This window comes from Burkholderia sp. 22PA0106, assembly GCF_047497155.1.
Taxonomy (GTDB): domain Bacteria; phylum Pseudomonadota; class Gammaproteobacteria; order Burkholderiales; family Burkholderiaceae; genus Burkholderia.
In genome coordinates this window covers 1,856,807-1,871,015 of record NZ_CP163163.1, presented here as the reverse complement: position 1 = coordinate 1,871,015, position 14,209 = coordinate 1,856,807, and the positions used below count along the sequence as shown (strand labels likewise).

Below are 14,209 nucleotides of genomic sequence, written 5' to 3'. Positions count from 1 at the left end.
GCTAACCGGCCGTCGCATCCCGCGCTTCACCGAACCAGCGTCGAAGCGTCTCCTCCAACGCGCCTTCAGCTTCAGCAGCGTCCGTCGCCCACGCCACGAACCCATCGGGCCGCACCAGCACGGCGCGCAACCCGAGCCGATCGTTCGCATCGCTGACGAGATGGCGCACGCGCGATCGCCAGCCCGCCAACAGCGCGGCGCGCGCCGGGTCCGCATCCGTGGCGCGCGCCGCAAATTCCAGAAACAAGCCACACCCGTCGCGCAACAGGCTGCCGGCTCGCGTCCCGTCGTGCAACGCGAAATCGGGCAGGCTGCAGCCGATTAGCGGATGCGCGCCACCAAGCTCGTAGCGCAGCGCGACGCCCCACACGCGTTCGGCGAAATACGTCGCGCCGTCGCGCGTGGCGGCCAGATCGCGGATCACGTCGGCCAGCGCGCGCGAGCCGACCGTGGGCCGCATCAACGCAACCTGCGCACGCGACCAGTCGAGCACGCGTGCGCCAACCGGGTGCCGCTCGCTCGCGTAGCTGTCGAGCAGCCCGGCCGGCGCGTCGCCGCGCAGCGTGGCGGCCAGCTTCCAGCCGAGGTTCATCGCGTCGCCGATGCCGAGATTGAGGCCCTGGCCACCGAGTGGCGAGTGGATATGCGCGGCGTCGCCCGCCAGCAGCACGCGGCCTTGGCGATATGCGCCGGCCTGGCGGGCGCGGTCGGTCCAGGTAGCGGCCAGATGCAGCCGCTCGACCGTGAGATCGAGGCCGGTCACGCGCCGCAACACGGCCTGCACATGGTCGGCGGTGATCGGCTGGAGACGCTGGCATGCGCCGCCGTCGAAATCGACCATCGTGATCGTGCCCGGCGGTGCATAGGTGTACATACCATCGGGCGTGGCGTGTCGGCCGGGGCGTAGCGCGGCGAACGCGGCCGAGCCGGCCAGTTCCACCTCGACCGAATAGCCGGTGAACTCGGGATCGGTGCCGATGAAATCGAAGCCGGCCGCCTTGCGGATCGTGCTGCGCCCGCCGTCGCAGCCCACCAGCCAGCGCGCGCGGAACGTCTCGCCGCCGGTGGTGTGAACGGTCACGGTGTCGCCATCGTCGTGCAGGCCGTCGACGCGGCAACCGTATCGGAGCGCGGCGCCCAGCGTGCTCGCGTGGCGCGCCAGCACGGCTTCGAGCGCCGCCAGTTCGATTGCCAGCGTATAGCCGGCCGGGCCGGGCAGGTGATACGGCCAGGCCGACGCATCGATCTCGTCGAGATGGAACGCAATCCCCGCGAAATGGCCGCCGGGGCGGTGCGCCGCGTTGCCCGGCCGTTGCCAATGCGCGGACGCCTTGGCGCGGTTCGCCGCGTCGCCTGCCTGCTGCGCGGCGACGATCGCGTCGAGCAGGCCGCGGCGGTGGAACGCGTCGAGCGTGGGCGCGTTCAGGCCGCGCATGCCGAACGGCAGCCGCTTGAGCGGTGAATCAGGTGAACTGAGTGAATCAGGCGCATCGGCCTGTTCGAGCACGAGCACCGAACAGCCATGCAGGCGCAGTTCGCCGGCCAGGAACAGGCCGACCGGGCCGGCGCCAGCGATGACGACGTCGTAAAGCGAAAGGGAAGGGTGGTGCATGGAAAGCTCCGTTGTCGAGGTTCGACCGGAGCGTTCCTGAGCCAGGACGCCGCGCGGACGAACCGGTGAGCGCCTGGGCGGCGCCGGGTTCGTCGCGGGGATCCCGGCACGAGGCCAAAGACCAGAGCTTTCGTTACCGAAAGGACTTGGGCTTACCAGACCAAGTCTGCCTTTTCCGACGCCGCTTTATAGCATTGCGGCGCGCGCTGTGCAATGGCGGCGTGATGGGGGCACGTTTTTTTCGACTCACGGCATTATGAAAAATTGATGTTTCGGCGTGTTGAAAATCCGCGTTCGAACCGGTTTTATCGAACGCATGCTGAAACCCGATTTTTGTCATGTTCGCGCGGTTGTACGCCAATACTGTCGCCTGTATATTGGCCGGGATTTTTACGCCGGATAAAGAACCGGTAATGACTTGAATAGACCAGCCAACAAGAAGTAATACGCACCGGGGATGCTGATGGCCAGACGCTGGCATCTGCCTTTTCGGCTGCACGTCTCGGTGTTCATTGCCGTGGTCGTGTTGCTGATCGGCGGCCTGATCAGCGCGGTGGATTACGATCATTCACGCAGGATTCTCGAGGATCACTCGGCGAATCTGGTGCGTGACATGAGCCGTGAGACCGCGAATGAAATCCAGAGGATGTTGACGCCGGCGTCGATCGCGGTGAAAACCCTGGCCTACGGACATATCGTGCACGCGCATTCCACCGCGCAACGAATGGCCGTACTCGGTGCATTGCACGCCATCCTGCTCGCGTCGCCGGGCATGGAAGACATTTACATCGGTTATGCGAACGGCGATTTCTTCATGTTTCGCGCGATTCGCAACGACGTGCAACGCCGCGGCCTGCAAGCGCCCGATGCGGCACGTTTCGCATTGCAGACGATCGATCATTCGGTCAAGCCCGCCGCCGGGCATTTCATCTATTTCGACGCCGATCTGCATGTGATCGCGGATGTGACGCGCGCCGAGTATCCGGCCACGTTCGATCCGCGCATGCGCCCGTGGTATCAACAGGCGATCGAGCAGAAGCGCTTGATCCGCACCGCGCCCTATGTGTTCTCGTCGGTGCGCGAAGTGGGCACCACGCTGGCGTTCGCCGCGCCCGACGGCCGCGCGGTGGTGGGCTGCGACATCAACCTCGACACGCTCCAGCAAACGCTCGTCGCGCGCAACAGCCTGCCGGGCCTGAGCTTCGCGCTGGTGGGCGCGGACGGCCAACTGATCGCCTCGACCTGGCAGGCAGGGCCGGTGCACGGCGCGACGGACGACGGCGATCGACTCGTGAGCCGCGAGGAAATGGCGCAGGTGCCGGTGCTGGCGCGCATGGCCGCGAGCATTCGCGAGGTCGGCCGCGCGGGCTGGCACGCCAGCGTGGTCGAGGCGCAGGACGAGCCGTGGCACATGACGGCGAGCCGGCTGGCGTTCGACGACGTCGCGCCGCTTTACCTGACCTCCGCGATCCGCCAGCGCGATTTGCTGCGCGAGGCCGACGAGCGGCGGCTGATGGTCGGCATCGTCACGCTGGCGATCCTGGCGCTGTCGGTGCCGGTCACATGGTGGTTCGGCGCGATCATCACGCGCCCGCTGCAGAAGCTCGCCGCGCAGGCCGACACGGTGCGCCGCTTCGAGCTGGCGCCGGGCGGCGAGATCGCCACCACGCATATCAGCGAGATCGACCGGCTGGCCGCGCGCATGGAGGAGATGAAGCGCACCATCCGGCGCTTTCTCGACACGATCCAGGCGGTGGCCGCCGAGCCCGATTTCGAACGGCTGATGCCGATGCTGCTGACCGAAATGCTGGCCGAGGCGCACGCCGATGCCGGCGTGCTCTATCTGGCGAGCGAGGACGGCACGGTGCTGCAACCGGCCGCCGCGCGCGACACGCGGCGCGAGGCCGTAAACGAAACGCTCAAGCCGCTCGCGGTGGACACGGCGCCCGCGCTGATCCGCTCGGCGCTGGCCGAGAATCGCGCGCTCGCCGGGCAATTGTCGAACCCGGACATCCTGCAGGCCGGCTTCTCGCAGTTCCGGCTCGGCGCGGGCGATGCGGCCGTGGTGCCGCTCGTGAACCGCGAGGGCGTGCTGGTGGGCGCGTTCGTGCTGCTGCATTCGAAGCCGCTCGAAAAAATGCAGTTGTCGTTCATCGCCGAGCTGACCGGGCTGTTCGTCAGCGCGATCGAAACGCGCGAGCTGATCAAGATGCAGCGCGCGCTGTTCGAGTCGTTCATCCAGTTGATCGCCAAGGCCATCGACGCGAAAAGCCCGCACACGGGCGGCCACTGCAACCGCGTGCCGGAGCTGACCAAAATGCTCGCGCAGGCCGCGTGCAGCACGCACGAAGGCCCGTGGCGCGATTTCGATCTCGATGCGCAGCAGTGGGAGGCCTTGCATGTGGCGGCCTGGTTGCACGATTGCGGCAAGATCACCACGCCCGAATACGTGATCGACAAGGCCACCAAGCTCGAAACGCTGTACGACCGGATTCACGAAATCCGCATGCGCTTCGAGGTGCTCAAGTGCGAGACGGAAATCGCTTGCCTGAAGGCCGTCGAGGCCGGCATGGATCGCGAGCGCGCCGCGAGCACGCGCGACGCGCTGCTGCGCGAGATCGACGACGATTTCGCGTTCGTGGCCGCCTGCAACGAGGGCGGCGAGTTCATGGACCCGGCGCGCGTCGAGCGGCTCGAACGGATCGGCCGACGCACCTGGCGGCGCACGCTCGACGACCGGCTCGGCGTGTCCGAGGACGAGCGCAAGCGCCAGGCGCGCACGCCGCGCGGGCCGCTGCCGGTGCGCGAGCCGCTGCTGGCCGACAAGGCCGAGCACCGCATCGAGCGCGAGAGTGCGGCCACGCCGTTCGGCTCGCCCGACAACCGCTGGGGCTTCCGGATGCACGTGCCCGAGCTGCTGTTCAATCGCGGCGAGCTCTATAACCTCTCGGTGTCGCGCGGCACGCTCTCCGAGGAGGAGCGCTTCAAGATCAACGAGCACATGTTGCAGACCATCATGATGCTGTCGCAACTGCCGTTTCCGCGCCACATGCGCAACGTGCCCGAAATCGCCGGCGGCCATCACGAGAAGATGGACGGCACCGGCTACCCGAAGGGGCTGCGCGGCGACGAGATGAGCCCGCTCGCGCGGATGATGGCGATCGCCGATATCTTCGAGGCGCTGACGGCCGGCGACCGGCCGTACAAGCGCGGCAAGACGCTGTCCGAGGCGATCGCGATCATGGCGTCGATGTGCGAAGCGCAGCATATCGACGCCGAGCTGTTCGGCCTGTTCCTGCGCTCGGGCGTGCACCTCGATTACGCGCGGCGCTTCATGCTGCCCGAGCAGATCGACGAAGTGGATATCGCGCGCTACCTCGCGCCGTCGGAGCGCTTGGCGGCCTGAGCCGGCGGCGTATAGTGGCGGTTTCCATTCCCGGAAACTTGGCCATGCTGACTTATGCGATTCAGAAAACCGGCGACGACTATTCCCGGTTGGACCCGCAAGGCCCGACCGATTATGCCGGGTTCATCGGTGCGCTTGAGCAGTTTCCATGGGCGGCGCAACTGGCGCTGTGGGACGTCGACCAGAGCGGCCCGTTGCCCGCGCTGGTGCTGCGCCACACCGGCGACCAGCGCGAATTGTGGATCAGCGCGCTCGGCACGGATCTCGGCCAGGATTTTCAACTGAACGCCGTGGCGATGCGCGAGAAGAAGCCGAGGTTCGGGTTCGGCAAGCCGAGCATCGAGCGCGATGTCGTGACGTTCGACGTGGAATCGCGCGCCGACGTCGATCGGCTCTGCCAACTGTTTTGCAGTGCGCAATACGCGGCGTTCGACGCGGACGTGGCGCGGCTCGACGAGCGCTCGCGCGAACGCGAGCGGTGGCGCCGCCGGTAACGCCTGGCGCCGCCACCGCCGTGTGGCCCGATTGCTCAGGTCTGCAGATAAACCACCTGCGTGTGCGTGTATTCATACACGCCGTGCTTGCCGTCCGCGCCGCCGATGCCGCTCTTGCGCACGCCGGCATGGAAGCCCTGCATGGCCTCGAAGTTCTCGCGGTTCACGTAGGTCTCGCCGAACGACAGGCCGCGAATCGCGTGCATGGCCTTGTTCAGGTTGGTGGTGTAGACCGACGAGGTCAGGCCGTATTCGCAGTCGTTGGCGAGCGCGATGGCCTGGTCGAGATCGTCGATGATCTGGATCGGCAGCACCGGCCCGAAGATTTCCTCGCGCATGATCGCCATGTCCTCGCGGCAGCCGGCGATCACGGTGGGCTCGTAGTGGAAGCCGCGGCCGAGGTCGGCCAGCTTGCCGCCCGTCACCACCGTGCCGCCTTGCTCGACGGCCCGGGCCACCTTCGCCGCCACCTTGTCCAGGCCGCCCTGATTGATCAGCGGCCCCATTTCGACCGACGCATCCGCGCCCGGATCGCCGTACTTCGTCACGCGCATCGCCTCGCTGATGCGCTCGATGAACGCGTCGGCCACCTTGCGTTCGACATACACGCGCTCGGCGCAATTGCAGACCTGCCCGGTGTTGATCACGCGCGAGTTGCGGATCGCCGTCACGGCCAGTTCGAGATCGGCGTCGGCCAGCACGATGGCCGGGGCCTTGCCGCCCAGCTCCAGGTTCAGTTTGGTCAGATTCGTTGCGGCGGCGGCCATGATGCGCTGGCCGGTGGCCACGCTGCCGGTGAAGCTGATCATGTCCACGCCGGCATGCGCACTGAGCTTGCCGCCCACGTCGCCCTTGCCGCCGACCACGTTGAACACGCCCTTCGGCAGCGAGGTTTTCGCCACCAGCTTGGCGAACTCGAAGCAGTTGTTCGGGGTTTCCTCGCTCGGCTTGATGACGATGGTGTTGCCGGTGATGAGGGCCGGCGCCATCTTGCGGGCGATCAGGAAGAACGGGAAATTCCACGGCAGGATGCCGGCCACCACGCCCATCGGCTTGCGGAACAGCAGCATGGTTTCGTTGGCGCGATCGCTCGGGATGATTTCGCCTTCGATGCGGCGCGCCCACTCGGCCATGTAGTCGAGGTAATCGGCCGTGAAGTTGACTTCGACCTCGGCCAGCCCGCGAATCTTGCCGCCCTCGCTGACGATGATGTCGGCCAGCCGCGCCACGTCGGCGCGCAGCAGGTCGGCGATCTGGTTCAGGAAGCGGGCGCGTTCGATCGCCGGGCGGGTGCCCCAGGCCGGCTGCGCGCGTCGCGCCGCCTCGATCGCGCGGTCGAGATCGGCAACGCTGGCCACGGGCGCGTGCGACAGCACCGCGCCGGTGGCCGGGTTGCGGACCTCGAAATGTTCGGTGGAACTGACGAATTCGCCGTCGATGTACTGCTGGTATTGCGTCGGAGTGCTGGACATGGTCGTCTCCTGGCTGGAATCGGGGTAGGTCGTTGCGTCGTCGTTGGCTTGGGAATCGGCGCGAATCAGTAGGCGCCCTTGGCGGCCGGGTTCGCCGCCGCGCCTGCGGCGCCGGTCGGGCGGAAGCGCGCCAGCGCGGCGTCGAGTGCGTCGCGCAGCGCCACGATGTCGATCGCCACGGCCACGAAGCTCGCACCCCATTCGAGGTAGCGGCGCGCCGCGTCCTCGGCCGGCGCGAGGATGCCGGCGGCTTTGCCGGCCCGGCGCGACACGTCGATGATGTGGCGGATCGCCTGCTGCACGGTGTCGTGGCCGGCGTCGTCGGGATGACCGAGCGCGCACGACAGGTCGGCCGGGCCGATGAACAGGCCGTGCACGCCCTCGGTGGCGGCGATCGCCTCGACGTTCTCCAGCCCCGCGCGCGATTCGATCTGAACGGTCAAGCACAGCGCCGATTCGGCGCGCGCGAGGTAGTCGCCCACGCTGCCCCAACGCGTCGCGCGCGTCAGCGCGCCGCCGATGCCGCGAAAGCCGCCCGGCGGGTAGCGCATCGCGCGCACCAGCGCCGCCGCCTGCTCGGCGGTTTCGACCATCGGCACCATCAGCGTGGTCGCGCCGATGTCGAGCAACTGCTTGATGCGCGCCGGATCGTGATCGACGGTGCGCACCACCGGCTGAGTCGGGTAGGCGGCCAGCACCTGCAACTGCTGGAGGATGGTGTCGACCGAATTCGGTGCGTGCTCGCCGTCGACCAGCATCCAGTCGTAACCGGTCTGCGCGATGATTTCGGTGGTGTAGCCGCTGGCGAAGCTGTTCCAGGTGCCGAGTTGCGGCGTGTGCGCGGCGAGTGCGTGTTTGAACGGATTGTCGAGCGGGGGCAACGGTGGCATGCGGTGTCTCCGGAAATCGGTAGGGGCTGCGGAACAAGTCAGAAGTCAGGCGGAGCCGGGCGGCGCGGCACGGCGCTACGATCCTACGCCGTACTGAGGATTCATGGCGCGACGCGTGCGGGTTCGGCGGCCTCGCCGGGTCTGCCGGCCGACGCATTCGGCAACCCGCCGCCAGCAAGCCGCGCGCCCGCCGCGCTCAGTGCGCTCAGTGCGTGTAAGGCCGCGCGAGCTGGCAATCGGGGTTCAGCCGCACGCCGAAGCCGGGCTTGTCGAGCGCCGAGGCGCGCATCCGGCCGCGCTCGGGCACCGGCTCGTCCAGCAACTGCGGATGGAACATCGGCACCACCTGGTCGGCCTTCGGCGCCATCATCAGGAACTCGGCGAACGGGCTGTTGTGGCGCGTGATCACGAAGTGGTAGCTGTAGACGGACGAGCCGTGCGGCACCACCAGCGCGCCGTGCGCGTCGGCCAGCGCCGAGATCTTGATCAGCTCGGTCACGCCGCCGCACCAGCCCACGTCGGGTTGCAGCACGTCGCAGCAACCCATCTCCAGCAGCAGCCGGAAGCCCCAGCGGGTGGCCTCGTGCTCGCCGGTATTGATCAGCATGCCGGGCGGCGCGGCCTTGCGCAGCGCCGCATAGCCCCAGTAGTCGTCGGGCGGCAGCGCTTCCTCGATCCACTTGAGGCCGTACGCTTGCGCCGCGTGGGCGAGCCGCGTCGCGTAGTTCAGGTCGAGGCTCATCCAGCAGTCCCACATCAGCCAGAAATCGGGGCCGACGCGCTCGCGCATCGCCGCCAGCGCCTCCAGGTTCTTGCGCATCCCTTCGTCGCCCTCGGCCGGGCCGTGATGGAGCGGCATCTTCCCGCCGATGAAGCCCATCTGCTGGGCCAGGTCGGGCCGCGCGCCGGTGGCGTAGAACTGCAGCTCGTCGCGCACCGCGCCGCCGAGCAACTGATGCACCGGCTCGTCGCGCACCTTGCCGAGCAGGTCCCACAGCGCGAGATCCACGCCCGAGATGGTGTTGAGCACCAGCCCCTTGCGGCCGTAATAGAGCGTGCCGAAATACATCTGATCCCAGATCTTCTCGATATCGGTCACCTTCGCGCCCTCCACGAAGCGCGCCAGATGCTTCTCGACGATATAGGCGGCCGGCTCGCCGCCGGTGGTGACGGCGAAGCCCACCGTGCCGTCGCTGGCTTCCACCTCCACCACCAGCGTGCCGAGCACGTTGATGCCGAAGCTGCGGCGGCTCGCGCGGTATTCGGGGTAGCGGCCCATCGGCGTGGCGATGTGGTCGTCGATCCAGTGGCCGTCTTCCTGGTCGTGGTAATCCGCGCCGCCGCCGCGGAGCGTGTAGGCACGGATCTGCTTGATGGTGGGGACCGACATGATGTTCCTCCGGAGTGCGAACTAGCGAATGAATGACAGCGAGCGGCGTGCAGGGCGAGGCCGCCGCGCGCCTCGAAGAGGGCGCCGCCTCACGGCGAATAGCGCGCCCGCGCCTGCGGCTCGTCGTGCGGCCGGCCGCTCGGCGCGGGTTGCCGGCGCACGGCCAGCACCAGCAGCGCGGCGGCCAGCGTGGTGGTGGCGAGCGTGTAGAGGCCGGCCGACGATGAATGGAACGCGGTCTCGGCGGCCTGCTTGAGGTTCGGCGCGACGAAGCCGCCGAGCGCACCGAGCGAATTGATCAGGCCGAAGCCGGCGGCCGCCGCGCTGCCGCGCAGCGTCGAGGCCGGCAGCACCCAGAACACCGGCTGCACGGCGATGAAGCCGGCGGCGGCGAAACAGAGCGCCAGCAGCGACAGCGCCGGCTGCGCGCTGGCCACCGACGCGGCAATGCCGGCCGCGCTGATCGCGAGCGTGGCGGCGGCGATCTGGCGATGGCGGCCGCTGCGATCGGCCAGCACCGGCGCCCAGTAGGCGGCCACCAGCGCGCACAGCCACGGCAGCGCCGCCACCAGCCCCACCTCGAAGCCGAGCTTGCGGCCCATCAGCCCGGCCACTTGCGACGGCAGATAGAACACCACGCCGTACACGCTCATCTGGATCAGCAGATACACGGCGCTCAGGTGCAGCACGCGCCGGTCGGCCAGCGCCTGGCGGATCGAGGCCGGGCCGTGGTCGCGCTTGGCGCGATCCTCGGCGTCGAGCGTGGCCACCAGCACCTCGCGCTCGGCGGCCGGCAGCCAGCGCGCGTCGCGCGGCCCGTTGTCGAGCCGGAACCACGCGGCCACGCCCACCACGCTGGCCAGCAGCCCCTCCACCAGGAACAGCCACTGCCAGCCGCGCAGCCCGGCCACGCCGTGCAGATCGAGCAGCAGCCCCGACAGCGGCGAGCCCACCACGAACGCGATCGGCGCGCCGAAATAGAACAGGCCGAGCGCCTTGCCGCGCGCCTGGCGCGGAAACCAGTAGGTGAGATACAGGATCACGCCGGGGAAGAAGCCCGCCTCGGCGATCCCGAGCAGGAAGCGCAGCACGTAGAACGCCGTCTCGCCGTGCACCAGCGCGGTGGCCGCCGATACCAGCCCCCAGCTGATCATGATCCGGCACATCCAGAGCCGCGCGCCCACGCGTTCGAGCATCAGGTTGCTCGGCACTTCCACCAGCGCGTAGCCGACGAAGAAGATGCCCGCGCCGAACGCGTAGGCCGCGTCGGACACCCCGGTGTCGAGCTGGAACTGCGCCTTGGCGAAGCCGACGTTGGCGCGATCGAGAAAGGCCATCACGTACATCAGCAGCAGGAACGGCAGCAGCCGTCGCGTGACGCGCCGAATCGCATCGCCGAGCAGGATTGCCGGGTCGTCCATTCATGTCTCCGTTGTTGTTCGTCGCCGTCGATCGCGTGGCCGGCCGTGGCCGGTTCCGTCGTCGATCGCGCGTTCGTCGTTGCCGTGCACCGCCCTCGGTGGGCGCGAGGCATGCAGCACTGTAATCAGCCCGACGATGCGTGACCAATACCAATATCGGCGGTGGCGATGCAATTTCCGGATCGAGAGTCGATAGCGGCGGCGGGCCGGCAACGCGCGACCTGCGACACGGCGATCCGGAACGCGGATCGGACGATGCGGATTCCGGATTGTCCGGGCCGGGGCGGCGACCCTATATTGAGCCGCACGGCAGGGGCGGGCCGGCCGCCGCACAACCGCAATTCAGGAGGACGAAGTGCTGCTACAGGACAAGGTGGTGATCGTGACGGGCGGCTCGCGCGGGATCGGCCGCGCGATCGCGGTGGCGAGTGCGCGCGAGGGCGCCGACGTGGTGATCAATTACTGGGGCGACAACGATGCCTCGTACGGCCGGGGCACGGCCGTCGACGAGGTGCTGGCCGAGATCGGCCGGGCCGGCCGCCGCGCGATCGCGGTGGAGGGCAACGTGGCCCAGCCCGGCACCGGCACGGAGCTGGTGCGCCAGGCGGTGCGCGCGTTCGGCAAGGTGGACGTGCTGGCCAGCAACGCCGGCATCTGCCCGTTTCATGCGTTCCTCGACATGCCGCCCGCGGTGCTGGAACGCACGGTGGGCGTGAACCTGAACGGCGCATTCTATGTGACGCAGGCGGTGGCGCGGCAGATGCGCGAGCAGGGCACGGGCGGCGCGATCGTCGCCACCAGTTCGATCAGCGCGCTGGTGGGCGGCGGCATGCAGACGCATTACACGCCCACCAAGGCCGGCGTGCATTCGCTGATGCAGTCGTGCGCGATCGCGCTCGGGCCGTACGGAATCCGATGCAATTCGGTGCTGCCGGGCACCATCGCCACGGACCTGAACGCCGAGGACTTGGCCGATGCCGAGAAGCGCGCCTATATGGAAAAGCGCATTCCGCTGGGCCGGCTCGGGGCGCCCGACGAGGTGGCCGATTGCGTGGTGTTCCTGGCCTCGTCGCGCGCGCGTTACGTGACGGGCGCGGCGTTGCTGGTGGATGGCGGGCTGTTCGTCAACCTTCAGTGACGATCACGGGCGAATCCGGCGCGCCGGGCGCGTCGCGCAGCGTATCGACCGCCGGGTCGGAGAAGCGGCGCAGCAGGCCGACGAAGTATTCGGCCGCTTCCGAGAGCGGCTCGTCGCGGCGCGTGAGGATGCCGTAGCCGGGCAGGCGCTTGCCGATTTCGAGCGGCAGCGCCACCAGCAGCCGCGCCTTGACGTGATCGCGCACCACCGGTTCGGGCAGCATGGCGATCGCGTCGAAGGTCTCGACCAGTTGCAGCGTCGCGAAGATCGAGCCGCATTCGGTGAGGTTGGCCGGCGTGGCGAGCCGGGCGCGCGCGAATTCGTTTTCGAGCAATACGCGCGCGGGGCTGGTGACCGGCTGCGCGACCCACGGCCATTGCGCGAGTTCGGCCAGCGTGAGTTCGCCGCGCGCGGCCAGCGGATGCTGCGCGCGCGTGACCAGCACCAGCGTTTCGGCCGCGATCGGCTCGAAGTGGAAATCGTTGTGTTGCAGCGCGTTGGTGAGGCGGCCGAGCGCGAGGTCCACCTCGCGGCGGTACAGCAATTGCACGATCTGATCGCTGGTTTCGCCGAGGATGCGCACGTTCAGCAGCGGGCGCACGGTTTTGAGCGAGGCCACGGCCAGCGCCAGCACGTCGGGCGCGGCGCCCATGATCGCGCCCACCGTCAACTGGCCGTGGCCGCCGCGGCGCTTCACGTCGAGATCCTCGGCGAAGCGTGTGAGGTCGGACAGCGCGCGCCGGGCATAGGCCAGCACCGGCAGGCCCAGCGAGGTGGGCGCAAGACCTTTCGCATTCCTGTCGAACAGGCGGAAGCCGAACGCATCCTCGATATCGCCGAGCATGCGGCTCGCGCTGGGCTGGGCCACGTTGATCTCGCCGGCCGCCTGATGCACGTTGCGGCAATCGTCGAGCGCGACGAGCAGCGCGAGATGCTTGAATTTCAACCGGTTGACGAGCGACAGCGCGGTGGTGTGCAGGGTCATGGGCGGGTGATTCGTTTTCTGGATCGCCCAATGATGATAACGGATTGGTTGGCTATCGCGAGGCGTTTATAGTCGCTGCAACGCGTCGGGCGTGCCGCCATGCAGCGGTCGCACCGATGCGACAACGAGGGAGACACGATCATGGAGACGATCGCATTCCGGATGCAGCTCGATCCGGGCCGGCGCGACGAATACGAGCGCCGGCACCGCGAAATCTGGCCCGAACTGGCCGACGCGCTGCGCGCGGCCGGCATCCGCGATTACTGGATCTTTCTCGACGAGGCCACCCATCACCTGTTCGCCGTGCTCAAGCGCGATCCCGGCCATCGCATGGACGCGCTGGCCGCCGAGCCGGTGATGCGCAAATGGTGGGACTTCATGGCCGACATCATGCAGACCGAGCCCGACGGCTCGCCCGTGCAGGTGCCGCTCGCGCCGCTGTTTCATCTTCCCTGAATCGATGCGCGCGCCTCGAGCGCAAGGAGCCCGACGATGCGAGTAGTGGATCCGCATGTGCATTTCTGGCGGCCCGCCAGCGGCGATTATCCGTGGCTGTCGAAGCCCGGCATGTCGTTCGTGGGCGACGCACGCGATCTCGCGCACGATTATCTGCCGGCCGATTTGCTGCGCGAGGCGGGCGAGATCGAGATCGCGAAGGTCGTGCACGTGGAGGCGAACTTCGACCCGGTGCGGCCCGTGGAAGAAACGCGCTGGCTGCACACGCTGGCGGACGATCGGTCGGCCGGCCACGCGGGGCTGCCGCACGGCATCGTCGCGGCGGCGGACCTGTCCGCGCCCGATGCCGAGGTCGTGCTGGCCGCGCATGCCGCGTTCGCCAACGTGCGCGGCATCCGCCAGATTCTCAACGTGCACGCCGATCCGCTTTACAACTACGTGGCGCGCGACTATCTCGCCGACCCGGCGTGGCGGCGGCAGTTCGGGCTGCTCGCGCGTTACGGCCTGTCGTTCGACATGCAGCTTTACCCCGCGCAGATGCCCGAGGCGGCGAAGCTTGCGCGCGCGCATCCGGACATCCCCATCGTGCTCGATCACGCGGGCATGTTCGTCGATCGCGACACGCCGGCCGGGTTTCGCGCCTGGCGCGACGGCCTGCGCGCGCTGGCGGCCTGCCCGAACGTGTCGGTCAAGCTGAGCGGGCTGGCGATGTTCGATCACGCCTGGACGGTCGAGAGCCTGCGCCCCTACGTGCTCGATGCGATCGACGCGTTCGGCGTGACGCGCGCGATGTTCGCCTCGAATTTCCCGGTGGATCGCCTGTTCGGCGGCTACGAGGCGCTGTGGCGCGCCTATGCGCGGATCGTCGGCGGCGTGTCGGACGACGAGCGCCGGCTGCTGTTCTCGGCCAATGCCGAGCGCGTGTACCGGATCTAGCCATGCACG

Annotated in this window: 11 protein-coding genes; 5 read left to right on the top strand and 6 right to left on the bottom strand. The window is 68.3% G+C overall.

What is annotated here, in order from left to right; all coding sequences use genetic code 11:
• Position 1: 1 nt before the first annotated feature.
• Entirely contained in the window at positions 2–1,612 is a 1,611-nt protein-coding gene (locus tag AB4850_RS22975) for an FAD-dependent monooxygenase (protein ID WP_414445277.1), read from the bottom strand.
• Between the two features lie 463 nt (positions 1,613–2,075).
• On the opposite strand from AB4850_RS22975, the gene AB4850_RS22970 reads away from it, so the two are divergent.
• Together AB4850_RS22970 and AB4850_RS22965 are read left to right on the top strand one after the other, a co-directional pair.
• Positions 2,076–5,018, top strand: a complete 2,943-nt coding sequence (locus AB4850_RS22970; RefSeq protein WP_414445276.1) for an HD domain-containing phosphohydrolase — start codon at positions 2,076–2,078, stop codon at positions 5,016–5,018.
• Between the two features lie 44 nt (positions 5,019–5,062).
• A complete protein-coding gene (locus tag AB4850_RS22965) occupies positions 5,063–5,512 on the top strand; it encodes a hypothetical protein (RefSeq protein WP_414445275.1) in 450 nt (149 codons plus the stop codon).
• Positions 5,513–5,547: 35 nt separating this feature from the next.
• Here AB4850_RS22965 and aldA read toward each other — a convergent pair whose 3' ends face one another.
• The 4 genes from aldA to AB4850_RS22945 form a co-directional block, all read right to left on the bottom strand.
• Positions 5,548–6,984, bottom strand: a complete 1,437-nt coding sequence (aldA, locus tag AB4850_RS22960; protein WP_414445274.1) for an aldehyde dehydrogenase — start codon at positions 6,982–6,984, stop codon at positions 5,548–5,550.
• Positions 6,985–7,049: 65 nt separating this feature from the next.
• Positions 7,050–7,874 (bottom strand): HpcH/HpaI aldolase family protein, encoded by an 825-nt coding sequence (locus AB4850_RS22955; RefSeq protein WP_414445273.1) that lies wholly within the window; start codon positions 7,872–7,874, stop codon positions 7,050–7,052.
• A gap of 205 nt (positions 7,875–8,079) precedes the next feature.
• The gene (gene rhmD / locus AB4850_RS22950; RefSeq protein WP_414445272.1) at positions 8,080–9,264 is read right to left on the bottom strand and encodes an L-rhamnonate dehydratase; all 1,185 of its coding nucleotides are present in this window, start codon (positions 9,262–9,264) and stop codon (positions 8,080–8,082) included.
• A gap of 89 nt (positions 9,265–9,353) precedes the next feature.
• Positions 9,354–10,685, bottom strand: a complete 1,332-nt coding sequence (locus AB4850_RS22945) for an MFS transporter (protein ID WP_414445271.1) — start codon at positions 10,683–10,685, stop codon at positions 9,354–9,356.
• A 355-nt stretch (positions 10,686–11,040) separates the two neighbouring features.
• Here AB4850_RS22945 and AB4850_RS22940 point away from each other — a divergent pair, with 355 nt between their 5' ends.
• Positions 11,041–11,823, top strand: a complete 783-nt coding sequence (locus AB4850_RS22940; RefSeq protein ID WP_414445270.1) for an SDR family NAD(P)-dependent oxidoreductase — start codon at positions 11,041–11,043, stop codon at positions 11,821–11,823.
• Here the strand turns inward: AB4850_RS22940 and AB4850_RS22935 are convergent.
• Positions 11,810–12,808, bottom strand: coding sequence for a LysR family transcriptional regulator (locus tag AB4850_RS22935; RefSeq protein ID WP_414445269.1), 999 nt, complete (start codon positions 12,806–12,808; stop codon positions 11,810–11,812). The genes AB4850_RS22940 and AB4850_RS22935 overlap by 14 nt on opposite strands.
• Positions 12,809–12,949: 141 nt before the next feature.
• Here AB4850_RS22935 and rhaM point away from each other — a divergent pair, with 141 nt between their 5' ends.
• Both rhaM and AB4850_RS22925 read left to right on the top strand, forming a co-directional pair.
• The gene (gene rhaM, locus AB4850_RS22930) at positions 12,950–13,264 is read left to right on the top strand and encodes an L-rhamnose mutarotase (RefSeq protein WP_414445268.1); all 315 of its coding nucleotides are present in this window, start codon (positions 12,950–12,952) and stop codon (positions 13,262–13,264) included.
• Between the two features lie 36 nt (positions 13,265–13,300).
• Positions 13,301–14,200, top strand: a complete 900-nt coding sequence (locus AB4850_RS22925; protein WP_414445267.1) for an amidohydrolase family protein — start codon at positions 13,301–13,303, stop codon at positions 14,198–14,200.
• The last annotated feature ends 9 nt before the right edge of the window (positions 14,201–14,209 follow it).

Bases quoted from the DNA above. Each gene is read 5' to 3' on its own strand.
- AB4850_RS22955 (WP_414445273.1), bottom strand. From the start codon at position 7,874: ATGCCACCGTTGCCCCCGCTCGACAATCCGTTCAAACACGCACTCGCC.
- AB4850_RS22975 (WP_414445277.1), bottom strand. From the start codon at position 1,612: ATGCACCACCCTTCCCTTTCGCTTTACGACGTCGTCATCGCTGGCGCC.
- rhaM (WP_414445268.1), top strand. From the start codon at position 12,950: ATGGAGACGATCGCATTCCGGATGCAGCTCGATCCGGGCCGGCGCGAC.
- AB4850_RS22925 (WP_414445267.1), top strand. From the start codon at position 13,301: ATGCGAGTAGTGGATCCGCATGTGCATTTCTGGCGGCCCGCCAGCGGC.
- AB4850_RS22965 (WP_414445275.1), top strand. From the start codon at position 5,063: ATGCTGACTTATGCGATTCAGAAAACCGGCGACGACTATTCCCGGTTG.
- rhmD (WP_414445272.1), bottom strand. From the start codon at position 9,264: ATGTCGGTCCCCACCATCAAGCAGATCCGTGCCTACACGCTCCGCGGC.
- AB4850_RS22935 (WP_414445269.1), bottom strand. From the start codon at position 12,808: ATGACCCTGCACACCACCGCGCTGTCGCTCGTCAACCGGTTGAAATTC.
- AB4850_RS22970 (WP_414445276.1), top strand. From the start codon at position 2,076: ATGGCCAGACGCTGGCATCTGCCTTTTCGGCTGCACGTCTCGGTGTTC.
- aldA (WP_414445274.1), bottom strand. From the start codon at position 6,984: ATGTCCAGCACTCCGACGCAATACCAGCAGTACATCGACGGCGAATTC.
- AB4850_RS22945 (WP_414445271.1), bottom strand. From the start codon at position 10,685: ATGGACGACCCGGCAATCCTGCTCGGCGATGCGATTCGGCGCGTCACG.